Origin of the sequence: Anabaenopsis tanganyikae CS-531, from assembly GCF_029891675.1 — a bacterium.
In the GTDB taxonomy this organism is placed as follows: domain Bacteria; phylum Cyanobacteriota; class Cyanobacteriia; order Cyanobacteriales; family Nostocaceae; genus Anabaenopsis; species Anabaenopsis arnoldii.
In genome coordinates, this window is record NZ_JANQDF010000028.1 from 1 (window position 1) to 18,136 (window position 18,136).

General features: G+C 40.2%; 17 protein-coding genes. 12 read left to right on the top strand and 5 right to left on the bottom strand.

Translation table 11 applies throughout. The features are described from left to right. Positions 1–119: 119 nt before the first annotated feature. On the bottom strand, positions 120–1,061 hold the full coding sequence (locus NWP22_RS02695; protein WP_271733320.1) for a GDP-L-fucose synthase family protein: 942 nt from the start codon (positions 1,059–1,061) through the stop codon (positions 120–122). Between the two features lie 25 nt (positions 1,062–1,086). Continuing rightward, a complete protein-coding gene (gene gmd, locus NWP22_RS02700; protein WP_271733321.1) occupies positions 1,087–2,166 on the bottom strand; it encodes a GDP-mannose 4,6-dehydratase in 1,080 nt (359 codons plus the stop codon). A gap of 208 nt (positions 2,167–2,374) precedes the next feature. On the opposite strand from gmd, the gene NWP22_RS02705 reads away from it, so the two are divergent. Then, positions 2,375–2,497, top strand: coding sequence for a hypothetical protein (locus NWP22_RS02705; protein WP_280801480.1), 123 nt, complete (start codon positions 2,375–2,377; stop codon positions 2,495–2,497). Positions 2,498–2,662: 165 nt separating this feature from the next. On the opposite strand, the gene NWP22_RS02710 is transcribed toward NWP22_RS02705, so the two are convergent. Beyond that, positions 2,663–3,445, bottom strand: a complete 783-nt coding sequence (locus NWP22_RS02710) for an undecaprenyl-phosphate galactose phosphotransferase family protein (RefSeq protein ID WP_271733356.1) — start codon at positions 3,443–3,445, stop codon at positions 2,663–2,665. Positions 3,446–3,580: 135 nt separating this feature from the next. Beyond that, on the bottom strand, positions 3,581–4,726 hold the full coding sequence (locus NWP22_RS02715) for a glycosyltransferase (RefSeq protein ID WP_271733322.1): 1,146 nt from the start codon (positions 4,724–4,726) through the stop codon (positions 3,581–3,583). A gap of 170 nt (positions 4,727–4,896) precedes the next feature. Between NWP22_RS02715 and NWP22_RS02720 the strand changes: the two genes are divergently transcribed. Together NWP22_RS02720 and rfbB are read left to right on the top strand one after the other, a co-directional pair. Beyond that, entirely contained in the window at positions 4,897–5,835 is a 939-nt protein-coding gene (locus tag NWP22_RS02720; RefSeq protein ID WP_271733323.1) for an NAD-dependent epimerase/dehydratase family protein, read from the top strand. Positions 5,836–6,019: 184 nt separating this feature from the next. Further along, entirely contained in the window at positions 6,020–7,090 is a 1,071-nt protein-coding gene (gene rfbB / locus NWP22_RS02725; RefSeq protein WP_271733324.1) for a dTDP-glucose 4,6-dehydratase, read from the top strand. A gap of 96 nt (positions 7,091–7,186) precedes the next feature. Here rfbB and pgsA read toward each other — a convergent pair whose 3' ends face one another. Beyond that, the gene (pgsA, locus tag NWP22_RS02730) at positions 7,187–7,705 is read right to left on the bottom strand and encodes a CDP-diacylglycerol--glycerol-3-phosphate 3-phosphatidyltransferase (protein WP_271733325.1); all 519 of its coding nucleotides are present in this window, start codon (positions 7,703–7,705) and stop codon (positions 7,187–7,189) included. A gap of 71 nt (positions 7,706–7,776) precedes the next feature. On the opposite strand from pgsA, the gene NWP22_RS02735 reads away from it, so the two are divergent. The 9 genes from NWP22_RS02735 to NWP22_RS02775 all read left to right on the top strand — a co-directional run bounded on the left by NWP22_RS02735 (position 7,777) and on the right by NWP22_RS02775 (position 17,967). Next, the gene (locus NWP22_RS02735) at positions 7,777–9,186 is read left to right on the top strand and encodes an aspartate ammonia-lyase (protein ID WP_271733326.1); all 1,410 of its coding nucleotides are present in this window, start codon (positions 7,777–7,779) and stop codon (positions 9,184–9,186) included. Between the two features lie 104 nt (positions 9,187–9,290). After that, entirely contained in the window at positions 9,291–10,262 is a 972-nt protein-coding gene (locus tag NWP22_RS02740) for an Npun_F2552 family protein (protein ID WP_271733327.1), read from the top strand. A 1,216-nt stretch (positions 10,263–11,478) separates the two neighbouring features. Further along, complete coding sequence (locus NWP22_RS02745) at positions 11,479–12,270, top strand: GUN4 domain-containing protein (protein WP_271733329.1); 792 nt, start codon at positions 11,479–11,481, stop codon at positions 12,268–12,270. A gap of 336 nt (positions 12,271–12,606) precedes the next feature. Continuing rightward, positions 12,607–12,777, top strand: a complete 171-nt coding sequence (locus NWP22_RS02750) for a hypothetical protein (RefSeq protein WP_280801481.1) — start codon at positions 12,607–12,609, stop codon at positions 12,775–12,777. Positions 12,778–12,951: 174 nt separating this feature from the next. Continuing rightward, a complete protein-coding gene (locus tag NWP22_RS02755) occupies positions 12,952–14,562 on the top strand; it encodes an AAA family ATPase (protein WP_271733332.1) in 1,611 nt (536 codons plus the stop codon). Positions 14,563–14,656: 94 nt separating this feature from the next. Next, the gene (locus NWP22_RS02760; protein WP_271733333.1) at positions 14,657–15,031 is read left to right on the top strand and encodes a DUF1257 domain-containing protein; all 375 of its coding nucleotides are present in this window, start codon (positions 14,657–14,659) and stop codon (positions 15,029–15,031) included. A gap of 131 nt (positions 15,032–15,162) precedes the next feature. After that, the gene (locus tag NWP22_RS02765; RefSeq protein WP_271733334.1) at positions 15,163–15,435 is read left to right on the top strand and encodes a DUF2997 domain-containing protein; all 273 of its coding nucleotides are present in this window, start codon (positions 15,163–15,165) and stop codon (positions 15,433–15,435) included. A gap of 148 nt (positions 15,436–15,583) precedes the next feature. Beyond that, entirely contained in the window at positions 15,584–16,135 is a 552-nt protein-coding gene (locus tag NWP22_RS02770) for a nucleotide exchange factor GrpE (protein WP_280801482.1), read from the top strand. 245 nt (positions 16,136–16,380) lie between these two features. Continuing rightward, complete coding sequence (locus NWP22_RS02775; protein WP_271733336.1) at positions 16,381–17,967, top strand: Hsp70 family protein; 1,587 nt, start codon at positions 16,381–16,383, stop codon at positions 17,965–17,967. Positions 17,968–18,136 lie beyond the last annotated feature (169 nt).

Consider the following 18,136-nt stretch of genomic DNA (forward strand, 5'->3'; position numbering starts at 1 on the left):
TAAGGAAGATGCTGTCACCCTTGCACCTAGGGGGTGGGATTCTCACCCACATGAACACACAGTTATAAGAGTCTGGTTTTACCCAGTCTTACCTTCCGTCCCTGAGCATAAATGCTCATTTAGGAAGAACGAATCGCACACTCAATGGTATTTTGTAGCCCTTGTCTAAAGCTCACCTGAGCAGTAAAGTTAAAAGCCTCCTGAGCGCGTTGAGTATCCAAACAGCGCCGGGGTTGACCATTAGGTTTATCTGTTTCCCACACTATTTCACCATCAAACTGCATCAACTCACAGATCAGAGTAATTAAATCGTAGATAGAGATTTCCGCACCCGTTCCTAGATTAACTGGCTCAGAGTCATTATAAAACTGAGTCCCCATGACAATACCCCGCGCCGCATCTTCCGAATAGAGAAACTCACGGGTAGGGCTACCATCACCCCAAACGGGGAGTTGTGTTTCCCCCTTGATTTGGGCTTCATGGACTTTGCGAATTAAAGCCGGAATCACGTGGGAACTACTGGGGTCAAAATTATCTTCAGGTCCATATAAATTTACTGGTAACAAGTAAATCCCATTAAAACCGTACTGCTGGCGGTAAGATTGCAATTGCACTAACAGTGCTTTCTTAGCAATTCCATAGGGGGCGTTAGTTTCTTCTGGGTAGCCATTCCATAGGTCATCTTCTCGGAATGGCACTGGTGTAAATTTAGGATAAGCGCAAATAGTACCCACACAAACAAATTTTTTCACTCCAGCTGCATAAGCACTGTGAATCAGCTGAGTCCCCATGATTAAGTTGTCGTAAAATAACTCCGCGGGTTTTTCGCGGTTCAGACCAATACCACCCACATGAGCGGCTAAATGGATGACAATATCTTGTTGGTCAACTGCACGTTGGCAATTTTCCAGCAGACGTAAATCATGGTCACGCGATCGCGGTATGCTAATTTTAGCAATGTCAGCCCCTGCTTGACATAACTGATTAACTACTTGACGGCCAAGGAAGCCTGCGCCACCAGTTACGAGAATCCGTTGATTTTTCAGTTGTAATGCAGTCATAATTTATACTTTTACTTGGGATAGATTAGAAATGGAGAGCGCCCAGTTCTTGACGAATAGTAGCAATATCATCGGCAATATTCGCACCATTACCATTTGGCGAAGTCAAACCCAATGCTTGTAAATCTGCTTCCACCATCAGAGCGACTAGTTCTGTAAAAGTTACCGAAGGCTCCCAACCAAGCTTTTGTTTAGCCTTCGTGGGGTCACCAATTAACAAGTCTACTTCTGCGGGACGAAGATAGCGTTGGTCAAACTCGACATAATCTTCCCAGTTCAGGTTCACATAACTAAAAGCCTCCTGCAAAAATTGCCGTACAGAGTAAGTCTCCCCAGTAGCAATTACGTAATCATCGGGTTGATCATGCTGCAACATCATCCACATCGCCCGTACGTAATCCTTCGCATATCCCCAATCTCGTTTGGAGTCAAGATTACCCATATAAATCTTTTTCTGTTTACCTGCGACAATTTTAGCCACCGCTCTGGTAATTTTGCGAGTCACAAAGGTTTCGCCCCGACGGGGTGATTCATGGTTAAAAAGTATGCCATTGCAGGCAAATAAATTATAGGACTCGCGGTAATTGACAGTTTGCCAGTGGGCGTAAACTTTAGCACAAGCATAGGGACTGCGTGGGTAAAAAGGAGTGGTTTCGCTTTGGGGTACTGCTTGCACTAAACCAAACATTTCTGAGGAACCAGCTTGATAGAAACGCACCTGAATTCCTGTACGTTGCTGGTAGTCCCGGATGGCTTCTAATAATCGCAGTGTTCCCATTCCTACCGCATCAACAGTATATTCCGGTGAGTCAAAGCTGACTCGGACATGGGATTGAGCGCCCAAGTTATAAATTTCTATCGGTTGGACTTGTTCTATAATCCGGCGTAGGGTTGTACCATCGGTTAAGTCGCCGTAGTGCAGAAACAACCGTACTCCTGGTTTATGTGGATCTTCGTAAATATGATCAATGCGGTCTGTATTAAAGGTAGAAGTCCGGCGAATAATACCATGGACTTCATAACCTTGATCAAGTAGAAACTCACTCAGATATGAACCATCTTGACCAGTAATACCAGTAATTAAAGCCCGTTTGGTTTGTGTCATGCTCTTTTGTCCCTATTGAAATGGTTAAACGCGGATTCAGAAAATCCAGTTGTGGCTAGATAATCTCAGGGTAAAACTATTGATGTTAACAATATGTCTAAGGCTTGCTTTGCATAGCTTACGCAAGCGGTAGCTATCGTTGTTGATATGTCAGTCATTTCACAAGTCACCCCGAATTAGTTTAACTCAAAAGTAACCTAATTATTTTGTGTACATTATTTATGCTTGGCAAAGAATTAGTATCACTTTAATCAATGGGATATCTTACACCATCTTACCCAGACTAACCTATGGTGTACATACTAGTTATGCAATTACCGGTAAATACTGAAAAACCTCACCCAGAGAAATACGGAAATTTCTCTGTTTCATAAGGATGATTAAGGTTGTCTTACCCAACACCTAAGGGAGGTTTTGATGGTTTCCTAGGAGAAACTACCCCAGGAATTTCCCGATACAGTGGGAGTGATTGTATGGGTTACGCAAGCGGTAGCTGTCAGTATGCGCCTTTATTTTTAGGTAAAATAACCACATCAATTGTTTTAAATATTATCCATAAATCTAGCCAGAAATTTCTAAATTTGACATAATGCAGGTCTATTTGGACTCTTCGCGGGTAAGGAATGTCATTACGCCCAGAAACTTGCCACAATCCCGTAATTCCGGGGCGGATTGTTAAAATATGATCAATGTGACAACCATATTTAGCAAGTTCGGAGCCTACTAAGGGACGAGGACCGACAACACTCATGTCTCCCTTGAGAACGTTCCAAAACTGAGGTAATTCGTCCAAGCTGGTGATTCGTAAAAATTGACCAATTTTGGTAATTCGGGGGTCTTTTTTCAGCTTAAAATTGCTCTGGAATTCTTCTCGCAAGTGAGGTGATGTTGCCATGATTTCCGTGAGCATTTCGTCTGCATTGCTGACCATCGTCCGAAATTTAATACAATTGAAGGTCTTGTAGTTTTTGCCTACCCGTTTCTGGATATAAAAAATCGGGCCTTCTGAGCTAACAGCAATCAGCAGGGACAAAATTAAATAAAGTGGGAAGAACAAAATCAATACCAACAGTGAAAACACTATATCAAACAATCTTTTAGCGAACTCTCCGTTTAAACCCTGTAAAGACAAACTTCTGGGTTTGAGTTTAGGCGTCTTGGTTTTTTGTCCCCGGCTGATAAAAGTACGCATAGACGTACTAGTGCTTTGCTGTTGGGCTTTACCATTCCTGAAGCCTAGATATCGCTTACCGGAGAGGAGTGAGCTCTGGCCAGTCATCATACTCCTTAATAATCCACACCACACATAGTCTCAATCTTACAGCTAAAATGAAACATTTCTGGGCATCAAGTGCCAATAAGCACTACCAAGCCAGAAATTAACTTTGGCTGTTCACTTATGGATTAGGCCATGCTACGCTATTGGAATGTTTTTTTCTTGGTGACATTGCTCTATAAATTTGAGATAGCGCTGGGCAAAAACTTGTGATGAAAATTGGGCAGCGTGCGATCGCATATACTCAAGATTGAATGAAGTTTGATAAATTTCAAATTTTTCTACTGCCTCCATTAAGGCTGCTGTTGTTTGTGTGCTGAAAAATATGCCCGTTGCTGTATCGGTACAAGCGCGCAGATCGCGCACCGTTTCTAAAGCACCTCCAGCACCGTAAGCAATGACTGGAGTACCACAAGCTTGTGCTTCTACTAAGGCAATGCCAAAATCTTCACAAGCTGCATACACAAATGCCTTAGCTTTAGCCATATATTTTTTTACCACATCATCGGGTTGCCATCCAAGTATTTGGATGTTGGAACTGGCTATTTCGCGAATTTTTGGTATTTCCGATCCTGTCCCAATAATTACCAATGGGAGTTGTAATTGATTAAAAGCTTTGACGATTAAGGATACCTGCTTGTAACTGACTAACCGGGAAACTGTGAGATAAAAATCTTCTTTTTGGGTCACCAATGGGAATTTATCAATATTTACCGGTGGATAAATAACCGTTGCTGCTCGCCGATAGCAGCGCCAAATGCGACGAGCTGTATGGTGGGAATTGGCGATAAAGTAATCTACGCGATTGGCACTCAAGACATCCCACTGGCGTAAACTATGTAGTAAATATCGAGTTACCCATCCAGGTAAACCCTGTCCCAACTTGCTGTGGTGCAGATAATCAAATGTCAAATCCCAAGCATAGCGCATGGGAGTATGACAGTAACAGATATGCAACTGATCGGGAGTTGTGAGAACTCCTTTCGCCACTGCGTGGGATGAGGAAAGAATAACATCATAATCCCGTAAATCCAGTTGTTCAATTGCCAACGGTAAGAAAGGTAAGTACTTTTGCACACCATTTTGAGCATAAGGCCATTGCTGGAGAAAGCTTGTGCCAATCTGCCGTTTGTATAAATAACTGTGAGGATTGGTTGACTCAAAATCAATCAGAGCATATACATCAGCGTCTATATGTTTGAGAATTTCCTGGACTACTATTTCTGAACCCCCAGTGGCTTTAGGTGTGAGCCACTCATGAACTAAAGCATATTTTAAAGACACGGCTAACTCTCACAGGTAAAAAACAGACAAAAATAGTTGTCAGATATAGGTAATGGTTTTTTCTTTATAGGTTCCACAGGGATACGGCCACCTGATAACCTCAAGTTAGGGACTAGGTAATAGTGACTTCAGCCTCTTGACAACAAGTATTTTTTTTCAGGTGGGATTTTATGCGAATTTTAATCATGGGTGGTACTAGGTTCATTGGTGTTTATCTGACTCAACTGTTGGTAGAACAAGGGCATGAGGTGGTACTGTTTAATCGTGGGAATCGTCCTTTACCTTCTTTACCGGGAGTAGGACAAATTATAGGCGATCGCACTGACCCCAACCAACTAAAAGAAAAATTATCATCGGAGGAATTCGATGTGATTTTTGATAATAACGGTCGGGAACTTACGGATACTCAACCTTTAGCAGAAATCTATCAAGGACGGGTACAACACTTTGTATATATGAGTTCTGCGGGGGTATATCTCAAATCTGACCAATTACCGCACATAGAAGGGGATGCAGTAGATCCGAAAAGTCGCCACCGGGGTAAGCATGAAACAGAATCTTACCTAACTCAACAAAATTTACCTTTTACTGCGATTCGCCCAACTTATATTTACGGACCGGGTAACTATAATCCTTTAGAAAGCTGGTTTTTTGATAGAATTTTACGCGATCGCCCCCTTCCCATTCCTGGTAATGGCTTGCATATTACCCAGTTAGGTCATGTCAAAGATTTAGCTCAGTCCATGTTACAGGTCATCGGTAATCAACAAGCCATAAAACAAATTTATAATATTTCCGGCGATCGCTTTGTGACCTTTGATGGTTTAGCCCGTGCTTGTGCTGTAGCAGCGGGTAAATCACCTGATGCCATTAAAATAGTACATTATGACCCGAAAAAATTCGATTTTGGCAAGCGCAAAGCTTTCCCCATGCGAGTACAGCATTTCTTTGCATCAGTGAATAAAGCTATGAGAGAATTAGCTTGGCAACCTGAATATGATTTAATTTCTGGGTTAGCTGATTCTCTAGAAAAGGATTATCTCAAATCTAGACAAGATCAAGCTGAAATTGATTTCTCCTTAGATGAAGAAATTTTGCAGGCTGTCTAGGGTTTAGCCGGGACTATAGCAATTCTATTTCAAAATTTCTCCAGGTCGTTAGTCGTTTAGGTATCTAAGGGAAGAGGGAAGTTTATAAATGATTTAGGACTGCTATAGTTTAGGTGGTGGTTAAGATAAGTTTTAACCACTACGGGGCGAATAAAAGATTAATAAATCAACTATTTGAGAAGATATGCAAACTGTATTGGTGACAGGCGGAGCGGGTTTTATTGGTGCTAATTTCGTGTTAGAAGCGACGAGATTAGGATGGGCTAAAGTCATTAATTTAGATAAATTAACCTACGCAAGTAATTTAGGAACTTTAGCAGCAATACAAGATGATCCCAACTATCTTTTTGTGCGCGGAGATATTAGTAATTGTGAATTAGTTAGTTTTTTATTAGAAAAATATCAGCCAGAAGCGATTATTAATTTTGCGGCTGAAAGTCATGTTGACCGTTCTATTTTAAGTCCAGAGTCTTTTATTCAAACTAATGTGGTTGGTACATTCCAGCTATTAGAAACAAGTCGGATATATTGGGATAAATTGTCACCACTAAGACAGCAAAAGTTTCGATTTTTGCACATATCTACAGATGAGGTTTACGGCTCACTAAGTCCCCAAGAACCAGCTTTTAAAGAAGATACCCCCTATGCGCCTAATAGTCCTTATGCAGCATCGAAAGCAGCATCTGACCATTTTGTGAGGGCTTATTATCATACCTATGGATTACCAACTTTAACCACAAATTGCTCTAATAATTATGGTCCGCGTCAGTTTCCTGAAAAGCTGATTCCTTTGACTATCCTGAATGGGATGGAAGGTCAACCATTACCTATATATGGGGATGGTCAAAATATTCGAGATTGGCTTTATGTTATCGACCATTGTCAAGCCATTAAACTGGTTCTAGAACAGGGAAAACTTGGTGAAACTTATAATGTTGGTGGAATGAACGAACAAACCAACTTACAAGTTGTGGCGAAAATTTGTGCAATTCTAGATGAATTAGCCCCTAAATCTGATTTTTCCCACTCTGATTTAATTACTTTTGTCAAAGACCGTCCGGGACATGACAGGAGATATGCAATTAATTGTAGTAAAATTATTGATGAATTAGGTTGGCAACCTCAAGAGAACTTTGATAGTGGTTTATTGAAAACTGTCAAATGGTATCTGAATAACACCGATTGGATTAATCAGGTACGCTCAGGAGAATATCAATCCTGGATAAAACAAAACTATGAAAAGAGGACAGCCTAACTAAGAATCATATCAAATCTAAAACCACCAGACAACCAACGATGTTCTTTGTGATAAAATTTAGAGCCTTTCTCATATCACTAATGGGATGCTATCTTACAAACTGTTTTGATTCCTAGATGGAATCAGATAAATGACCCCAGATATTAAAGTCAAAACTACAGAAACCCAAAAAGCAATCAAACAAGGAGTTTTCCAAGCTGTGGATAAAGGAGCAATTAACAGTGATATAGCAATTATTTGACTGACGGTTTTAAATTTCCCCCAAATATTCGCCCCTGTGATTGTAGTTTGATTGACCCGCCAACCAGCGATCGCCAATTCCCGTGCTAAAATCACAAACACCCCCCAAGCGGGAATAGTTTCTAATTCCACTAAGACTAACAAGGGCGCAAGTACGAGTAATTTATCCACTAAAGGGTCGAGAAATTTACCTAAATCAGTAATTTGGTTGAGTTTGCGCGCCAAATAGCCATCCAACCAATCAGTTAACGCTGCGACCAAGAATATGGTCAAACAGACCCATCTAGCTTGGGGTGTAGGATTATATAAGCCGTAAAGTAAAAACGGTATTCCCAAAAGTCGAGAAAAGGTAATTAAGTTGGGTAAATTCATATAGCACCAAATTAGGTTTTTAGTGTATTTGCATGGCATGATCTGTATTTTGACATGATCCACAGAACACTATGACTGAAAATAAAGATTTTCGCATTGAACGCGATTCCATGGGCGATCGCCAAATTGCAAGTAGCGCTTATTACGGTATTCAAACACTCCGAGCAGTAGAAAACTTCGATATTAGCAGCATTAGACCCTTATCTACTTATGTAGATGCTTGTTTAATTATCAAAAAAGCTACCGCTATCGTCAACGGAGAATTGGGTTGTATTCCCTCAGATATCAGTCAAGCAATTGTCCAAGCTGCTGATGAAATATTGGACGGGAAGTTACGAGATCAGTTTGTAGTAGATGTTTATCAAGCTGGTGCGGGGACTTCTCACCACATGAATGTCAATGAAGTTTTAGCAAATCGAGCTTTAGAAATTCTTGGGGAAGAAAAGGGCAATTATCAGCGGGTGAGTCCCAATGACCATGTAAACTATGGACAGTCTACCAATGATGTGATTCCTACGGCAATTCGGATTGGGGGACTATTAGCCCTCACCCACACATTACACCCCGCTCTATCAAAAGCGATCGCCGCATTAGAAACCAAAGCTGTAGAATTTCAAGATATCGTCAAATCAGGGAGAACCCACTTACAAGATGCAGTCCCTGTGCGTTTGGGTGATAATTTCGGCGGTTGGGCGCAGATATTATCAGACCACCAGAACCGCATCTATATAGCTTCTGGGGATTTAATGGTCTTGGGTTTGGGTGGTAGTGCTGCTGGTACTGGAATGAATACTCATCCCCAGTATCGCACCCGTGTGGTAGAAGTGATTTCCCAGTTGATGGAATCACCATTGGAACCAGCACCCCATTTAATGGCCGCAATGCAGAGTATGGCACCTTTTGTGAATGTTTCCGGTGCTTTACGCAATTTAGCGCAGGATTTAGTCAAAATCTCCCATGATTTGCGGTTAATGGACTCAGGCCCCAAAACTGGTTTTAAAGAAATTCAATTACCCCCAGTACAACCGGGTTCCTCAATTATGCCGGGTAAATATAACCCAGTTATGGCAGAGATGACATCTATGGTATGTTTTCAGGTAATGGGTTACGATCATGCGATCGCCTTAGCTGCTCAAGCAGGACAATTAGAATTGAATGTGATGATGCCCCTCATCGCCTATAATCTGATTCACAGTATCGAAATTCTCGGTAATACCATCGCGGCTCTGACCCAACGCTGTATTGAGGGAATTGCTGCCAACAGGGAACGTTGTTTAACTTATGCTGAAGGTAGTTTAGCATTAGTCACAGCACTAAATAGCCACATTGGTTATTTAAATGCGGCTGCTGTAGCCAAAGAATCTTTAGAAACCGGTAAATCTCTCAGGCAAATTGTTTTAGAAAGAGGGTTAATGAGTGAAGGGGAATTAGCAAAAGTGTTAGATTTGGAACAAATGAGCGCCATTGTGCCTCTAACATAAAATTCAAACACCTTACCTCACTTTTGACTCACTTCCAGGTCTCCCCTCTCCTTACCAAGAAGAGGGGCGTATAATTGTACTTATATCAATCCTATATATTATCCATGCAGACTCAAAAACCATCCGTTAGTTTGATTCGGGCTACTTCCTATGAACAGGAGGCTTTACGGGCATCTTTAGCTACCCTGCTGCAACCTTTGGGGGGGATGTCTGCCTTTGTGAAACCAGGGGATAGAGTGTTACTCAAACCGAATCTTCTCACAGGGGCCCGTCCCCATAAGGAGTGTACAACCCGCCGGGAACTGGTTTATGAAGTTGCCCAGATGGTCATAGACGCTGGTGGTCAGCCCTTTTTAGGGGACAGTCCGGCTTTTGGAAGCGCCAAAGGAGTAGCACAAGCCAATGGCTATCTCCCGCTTTTAGAAGAACTGAATATTCCTATTATTGAGTTTCACGGTAAGCGTTACCAAACTGTCAGTGAAGATTTTAATCATCTGCGGCTATGTAAAGAGGCTATGGAAGCAGATGTAGTCATTAACTTACCCAAAGTCAAATCACATATGCAGTTGACTTTAACTATGGGGGTAAAAAATCTGTTTGGTTGTGTTCCGGGTAAAATGAAAGCTTGGTGGCACATGGAAGCGGGGAAAGATACTCACCGATTTGGTGAAATGTTAGTAGAGACAGCCAGGGCAATTAATCCCAACCTAACCATTTTAGATGGTATCATCGGTCATGAAGGTAATGGACCTAGTGGGGGAGAACCCCGTGATTTGGGTATTTTAGCAGCAGCATCAGATGTATTTGCTTTAGATCGGTCAATGGTGGAAATTCTCAAGGTATCACCGGAACAAGTACCTACGGTTGCAGCTTCTCAAAGATTGGGCGTTTGTCCTGAACTTACCGAAATTGATTTTCCCCATTTACATCCAGATTTACTGACAATAACAGATTGGCAACTACCAGATCAGTTAATGCCAATTGATTTTGCCATGCCTCGGGTGATTAAGTCTACGTTTAAACATTTTTATATTAAGTTCCTCAAGGAGCCGATGAGTATTTATGGTAAAGGTTAGATTCTTAATTCTTGTTGTATGTTTAGGTGAAAACATGAAATTAGCTTGACATCTCCCCTGCTGGAAACACAGGGGATTCTAAACTGATGTTGCTACCCAGGCCAAAGCCATGCTACGCAACGTTTACGATATGATTTACTTAATCCCTTAGAGGATGTTTGATAAGTTTTCAACAGGTAATTTTTATCTTAGGGAACAGGGAACACACCGAACAGGGAACACACAAAAAACAATCAAATCCAGTCCCCTCCCCTTACAAGGGGAGGGTTAGGGAAGGGTCAAATAATTTCGATACACTAATCATGACTTGACAAACATCCTCTTAGGGGTTCTCACGCTCCCACTATGTTTTGATAGGGGCGATCGCCATCGCTCAACCCGAGAAAGTATGTATAAGTGAAATATTGTCACATACTGCTTACCCTAGCAACTCTCAGATTGCGGGTATGAACTACCTCTAGTTGCAGCATAGCCAGACTGACACCCTGTTTATAGTTCTGTATTAAAAAGTACCGCTACATTGGCAAAACTTTAAACCCATTTTTCATTTTTTTGGTGATCAAACTCTACCTAGTTAGCAGAGTTTAAGATTTACTAACTCAGATAGGGTTTTTGGGGTGATGTTCAGAGTAATTAAGATTTATTCAAGTATTTCTCATAATACTTGGGTGATACTATAATTAGGACATGGGGTTAAGGCCGTTGATTGGTAGAGCGTAAAATCCTATCCTCTTGTGGGTAGAGATGTCGGCGGTCGCCAGATATTCTGGTGCCATAAGAACACCTATCAACAGGGACGAGATTGCTCAAACACCATCCCCAAAATCCGCGATTCCTCAGCACTGGGAGTCACATAAACTTATGATCTCTATTGTCGTTAAGATAGAGATAGAGTTTTTTTGTGAATTTACCAGTATGACACAGATCGTTGTGATTGGGTTGCAAACCGCAGCGCCTTTACTGTATAGCGAACTTCTGCAAGTAGCTTATGCCAAAGTTAACTATTAGTTGCATTTATATATTTATATTACTGGCGATACTTAGCCGCATATCATCTCCGGTAAATAAAACTGAATAAAAAATGTTTGCTCATAGTCACAACTGTCAAACTGCATAAGTTGATCAATATGCATAAGTTTCTGACATCTGTCGTCCCACCGTCTCACTAGGTCCAATCTTTTGGACACAGCAATACATCAAGGCTAGAGATAGAGCAATGACGAATAATCCGCAAGAACCTGGTGAATACGATGCTGTACTTGGTGGACAACATACAGCGCCACAGTTCGCAGCAGTTTTAGGTGGTATGGAAGGGGTGATATTACGCTTTAGTAATCCTAATCCCCAGGTGAGAATCCTCGGAATTGCACAAGCTTTCAATTATGGCGAACTGGGTTTAGATTTCTTAATTCAGGCTTTAAATGATGAGTCACCAAAGGTACAATATGCAGCTTATTCGTTGTTGCAGTCTCGCACAGAAGCCAAGGCCAAAGAGGCGTTAAGAATATTTGAGGACGGAATAGAGTTATACTCAGTTGTAGGGGCAGACTATACTCACCTGCGCGACTTACTCGCAAAACAGAAGTGGAAAGCAGCTGATGACGAAACAAAGCGGGTAATGTTAGCTGTTGCGCAAAGGGAAGAGGAAGGCTGGTTAAATATTCAAAGTATTCATGACTTTCCCTGTGCAGACCTTGGTACCATTGACCAGTTGTGGTTAAAGTACAGCGATGGGCTGTTTGGTTTTTCTGTTCAAAAGCAGATTTATGAAAGTTTGGGGGGAACTCAAGAGTGGGACTATGAAGTTTGGAAAGCTTTCGGGGACAGAGTAGGATGGAGGAAGACTAACCATTGCCTGCAATGCACTGAGATTAATTGTGATAGGAGAAATCAAACGGTACAAATGCCTAATTTTTTAGCTCTTTGGTGTTGTGTGGAGTCTTGTTTTGTGGGTGGTCGAGATTTGTTTATTTCTCTGATTTCTAAACTGTCCAATTGTAGCATATGAGGGTGACACAAAAATGTAAACTTTTATTGTGAATTGGCGGTCATGCCCTGTCTGACTGTACTAGCTATACCAAAAATTAGCAATTGCCATTCGCTCAAGCTTTAGCTATGATATAGCGTGCGATCGCCCTATGGCTGCGCCACGCCAGCTATCGCGCAGATCCCAAGGTAATCGCTCAACAAGAGCCGCCATAAACGCTCTAGGAAAGGTCAAAAATCAGAAATTTATTCTCACTTCGCCATATAGGAACTGGGGATAAATAGACTGGGCGTTTATTATCCAGCGGGAGTATGATATTTTTAATACAGCAATAAGTAAACCCAGTGTTGAGGAATGATGAATAATCCACAGGAACCGGAAGGACATGATACTGTGCTTAATATTCCAAGTCAAGCGCCGGAGTTACCAGCCCTTTTAAATGCTATTCCCAGCCTGAGATGTCGCTATTCTTATCCTCACCCACAAGGCTTGAATCATCGAGGCGAAAATCTAGCCAATGGTGTTTGACCATTAGCTAACTTTATAAAGCTTTTTGTCGGGTAGTTATTAGGATAGGAATCGAAATAAATAGCTGAACCATAAAGATCGGTGGTGGTTTAGCGACAGGATAGCCCAACTTATAACTGCTCATATCTCCTAGACAAATTTCATACATTAATAATTCATTTGCCATTTATACTAATGAGTAACAATGCTGTGAGCACCGCAAGTCCCCATGAAAAACTAGTCCAGCAATTAGACTTAATGCTTCGCGCCCGCTATCCACTACTTTATATAGTCGGAGCCGAAGAAGAACCCATAGAAGAAGTACTACAACAAGTCACGCAACTATCCCAGTCACAGCGTCAGTTATTATTCTGGGACATAGTTACCGGTTGGAATGACAACGGAAACGATAAAGGATCCGTCATGAGTGCATTAGCCAGAATAGCCAAAGCACCAGAAAACACAACTACTATATTTGTATTGCGTGATATACATTTTATCCTCAAAAGCCCGGAGATGGAAAGACATGCTCCCGTGATTCGCGCGCTCAAAAATCTGACTCGACAACTCAACCGCACCCGTCAGACCCTCATCCTCACCAGTCATACATTAACCATTCCTCCAGAATTACAAGAAGAAATCACAGTTATTGATTTTCCTTTACCAAAGATTGCAGAGATTGATTACTTGATTCACCAACTAGTGGTTCCTGAGAAACTCAATTTAAGCGGACTAGGAAAAGAGCAACTCATCAAAGCCTGTGAAGGATTAAGTCGCGCTAGAATTCGGCGAGTTTTAGCAGCAGCTTTAGCCGCCAAAGGACAAGTAAACGAATCAGATATTGACGGAGTTTTAGAAGCCAAGAAACAAGCAGTTCGCCAAACAGGAATATTAGAATTTTACACAGCCCATGAATCATTAAAGAATGTTGGGGGATTGGAAAATCTTAAACAGTGGGTGCGGATGCGTCAAGATGCGTTTACCGAAGAAGCTCGACGGTATGGAATACCTAACCCCAAAGGAATTTTACTTGTAGGAATACAAGGAACTGGTAAATCATTATCAGCCAAAACCATCGCCCATGAATGGCGTTTACCTCTCTTACGCTTAGATGTAGGTAGACTATTTGGGGGAATAGTGGGAGAAAGTGAGAATCGCATTCGCAAAATGATTCAATTAGCAGAAGCTATTTCTCCGTGTGTATTATGGATGGATGAAATAGATAAAGCATTTGGTAATATCAATAGTAGTGCTGATGGTGATTCTGGCACCTCTCGCCGGGTATTTGGGACATTAATTACTTGGATGCAAGAAAAAACAAGTCCAGTCTTTATGGTAGCTACGGCCAATAATGTGCAAATTCTCCCAGCTGAGTTATTAAGGAAAGGGCGCTTTGATGAAATATTCTTTTTAAATTTACCTACAGAACAAGAACGTCATGATATTTTCAAAGTCCACCTGCAAAAAATTCGTCCCTCCCAACTGCGAGACTTTGATTTACCCAAACTTGCTGAACATACAGAAAACTTTAGCGGTGCTGAAATTCAGCAAGTGATTATTGATGGAATGCATCAAGCTTTTGGTAATCTGGTAAATGGTAATCGGCGTGATTTTAACACAGATGATATTTTAGCCGCTATATCAGAAACCGTACCTTTAGCAGCCATAGCCAAAGAACAAATCGCTAGTTTAAAACGCTGGGCTGCGGAAGCAGGAGCCAGAACAGCTTCTATAGATACCCAATTAGTTGAGGAGTTAAAAAACTATTCTCAGCAACAAGGCTTAACTCCCCTAGAAGTAGATTAAAAGAAAGGGGAATAGGTGAATATTCTCTCCTGCGAAAATATCATAATCATAACATGACTATTCCGCTAGAAGCAATTACATTGAGGAGTTTTATATGTCTCATTTTACGACTATCCAAATCCAAATCAAAGAGGGGGAAATTCTGCATCAAGTACTACGAGAGTTAGGTTATACCGTAGAAAAAAACACCAATGTACGGGGTTACATGGGTGATAGCACAACAGCCGAATATGTCATCCCCCAAGAAAATGGTTATGATTTAGGCTTTCGTCCACAGGGAGAAAATTATGAATTAGTTGCAGATTTTTGGGGTGCAGAAATTGATGAACAGGAGTTTGTCAATCATATTAGTCAAAAATATGCCCACAAAATCTTGATGAAGACAATTGAAACTGAGGGATTTAATATAGAAACAGAAGAAATATTAGAAGATGGTACGATCAGGGTTGTAGTAGGTAGATGGGTTTAAGGGTTAACATCTCTGTTTTACCTCTGTATATTACATCCCCCTGGTGAAGCACGGAAATAAAATTTCTACTCACCCTTTCTCCTATTCATCAAGAGAGGGTTGGGTTGAGGTTTTATCAGCGTTATCAAAAAATGAACTGCTCCCAGTTTAAAAGTATTATTGCTTATAATGAGGATAAAGGAAGAAGCATCATGGCAGAATATCAAAAAGTTGAATATCACATTGGTAAAGATGGTAAGATTGTCGAAAAGGTTTTAAATGCAACCGGATCTAGTTGTGTAGAAACGACACGAGGTTTAGAAAAATCCTTGGGAGCAATAGAATCTCAGGAACTTTTACCTGAATATTACGAACCAGATGGGTTAATCAATATATGTGAAAATCAATCCTTGCAGCAGTGGTGATGACATAATATCATTCCTGTCGAAATCGCAGCAGCACACAAATATCTTGGAAATAAGATTTATCTTCTCATGCATAATAAAAGTGAGTTAGACAGTATGATTTTATCTTTTAAACCATTTTTATCTCAAAAATATGTCAATAAATAATATGCTAGAACAAATAAATCATCTTACTTTTGGTATAATTATGGTAGTGGCGATTTATCTGGTTTTGTCATCACTATTTTTAGAAAAATCTCAAGCTCTCCCTATTATCAATCAACCTGTAATTTCTCCAAACACCGAGAGAAAAATCCAAGATTTAGAAATTCAATGTCAACGACTCAGAGAAGAGTTAAAACAACAAGCTCAACAATTACAAAGTGATTTTCAGTGTGAGACTTTTACCCAACTGCAAACCTTACTCAGCAACTATCCTACAGTCAAGAAAATGGCTCTAGCACAACCTGAATTACCTGCTAAAAACATACTGTCCCTATTCACATCTTTAGAGCAACTTATTTCTAGTTGGGGTTATACCCCCATTGGTGAAACTTGGGAACAGGTAAACTATCATCCCCAATTACATCAAGCTGATAGTGATGAGATCCTAGAAGGAGAATTAGTATATATTCGTTTTATTGGTTATCAAAAAGGTGATAATATTCTCTATCCAGCTAAGGTTAGTCGCACTCTTCCAGGTAGATATAATAAATGTTAAAATCTTTCATATCGTAGGCTGGGGTTACTAACTTAAAACTTCAGCAATCACAGATAATAAATCTATACTTAAATATCCCGGTATACTACGGCATTTTTAAAACTGCCGTATTAGATAATTATTGTCAAATAATACCACCTTTTCAGGTGCAATTTTACCATTGCTAGAAGCAAAAATGAAAAATTTCATGACCTCATGGTTTTGTTGATTTACGTTGAAACCAAACCTACTTTCAATCTTGAATTATGACAACTGTTGCAATTGATTTTGGTACAAGTAATACTGTGGTCAGTATTTTAGAACCTGATACTCAATTACCTAAAAGTTTACGTTTTCCTAATCTATCCCGTTTATTTATTGGTGCTTCTGCTCACGGTGAAAGATTAGAAATTCCAGTTATTCCCAGCGTACTCTTTATTAAATCACATAACCAGGTGATCTTAGGTGAAGGGGTCCGCAGTCAAAGACTAGGACTTTCTCAAAGTTACCCTCCTGAGCGATTATTTAAAAAATTTAAACGTGATTTAGCTGGAGATTATCAATCACCCCCGATACATATCGAGGGAAGAGATTATGATTCTAGATCAATATGTGAGTTATTTATTCAAAGTATTTGGAGAGAAATTAAAAAACAAAATATTAAACCAAATCATTTAGTTTTTACTGTTCCTGTTGGTGCTTTTGAACGTTATTTAGATTGGTTTCGAGACTTGGGAGCAAAGTTAAATGTTCCTGAGGTTTCAATTATAGATGAATCTACGGCTGCTGGCTTGGGATATGCTATCAAACATCCTGGTGTGTTGATGTTAGTGGTGGACTTTGGCGGAGGAACTCTAGATTTAAGTTTACTCAAAACAGTTCCTCATTCTAGTCCCAATGGTAATTTACGCGCTGAGGTTTTAGCTAAATCTGAAGCTTATGTAGGTGGAGAAGATATTGATATTTGGATAGTAGAAGATTATTTACGTTCTCAGAATTTAAGACGGGAACAATTAGGCAAAATTGCTTATCAAAATTTGTTAGAAATTGCCGAAAAGCTAAAAATTCAATTATCCAAAAATCAATCTGTTAGTGAAACATGGTTTGATGATGAATCTTTTATGTCTTATGAATTGAGAATGAATCGTGAAAAATTAGAGGAGATTTTAGAAAATAGACAATTTTTACAACAGTTGCGGGAAGCTTTAGATGATGTGTTAGGAATTGCTTTCAAAAAAGGTATTCATAAAAATGATATTGATGAAGTCTTATTAGTAGGAGGAAGTTGTTTAATTCCGGCAGTCAGACAACTAATTATATCTTATTTCGGTAAGAATAAGGTAAAACTTAATAAGCCCTTTGATGCTGTGTGTCATGGTGCTTTAACTGTGAGTAAATTTACACAGGTTGATGATTTCTTGCATCATAGTTACGCTATTCGTTTATGGGATGCTTACAGTAGAACATATACTTATCATCGCTTATTTACACAAGGTACAAAATATCCTTGTGAATCTAAAGCATGGTTAAATTTACAAGTTGCAAATAATGGACAAATGGAGGTGCATTTGGATATTGGTGAATTAGGCGATATGACGCAAACAGAAATCGCTTTTGATGCGTCAGGAAGAATGACAAGCAGTATTGTCCAACACCAAGAAACTTATCGTTCTTTAGATAGTCAGCATCAAAAGGTTTGTGTAGCTAAACTTAACCCCCCCGGAGAAGCAGGTTTTGATAGGATATCTGTGTTATTTTACGTAGATTCTCATCGGACTTTATTAGCTACTGTGAAGGATTTATTGACCGGTGAGATATTGGTTGATAGGGGAGAAGTATATAAGTTGAGGTAATGTCATGATCATTAGTAGTAACTGCTAAATATCCTTAGGACTTACGCAACTGGCACAGGCGATCGCTACGCAGAGCTTGCATCTGTGTGTAGCAATCGCTAAATGAAAGCACATTGGTATTATATAAGTGATGTCAATGGCACGGGGGGATGCCTAGTGCAGTTGATAG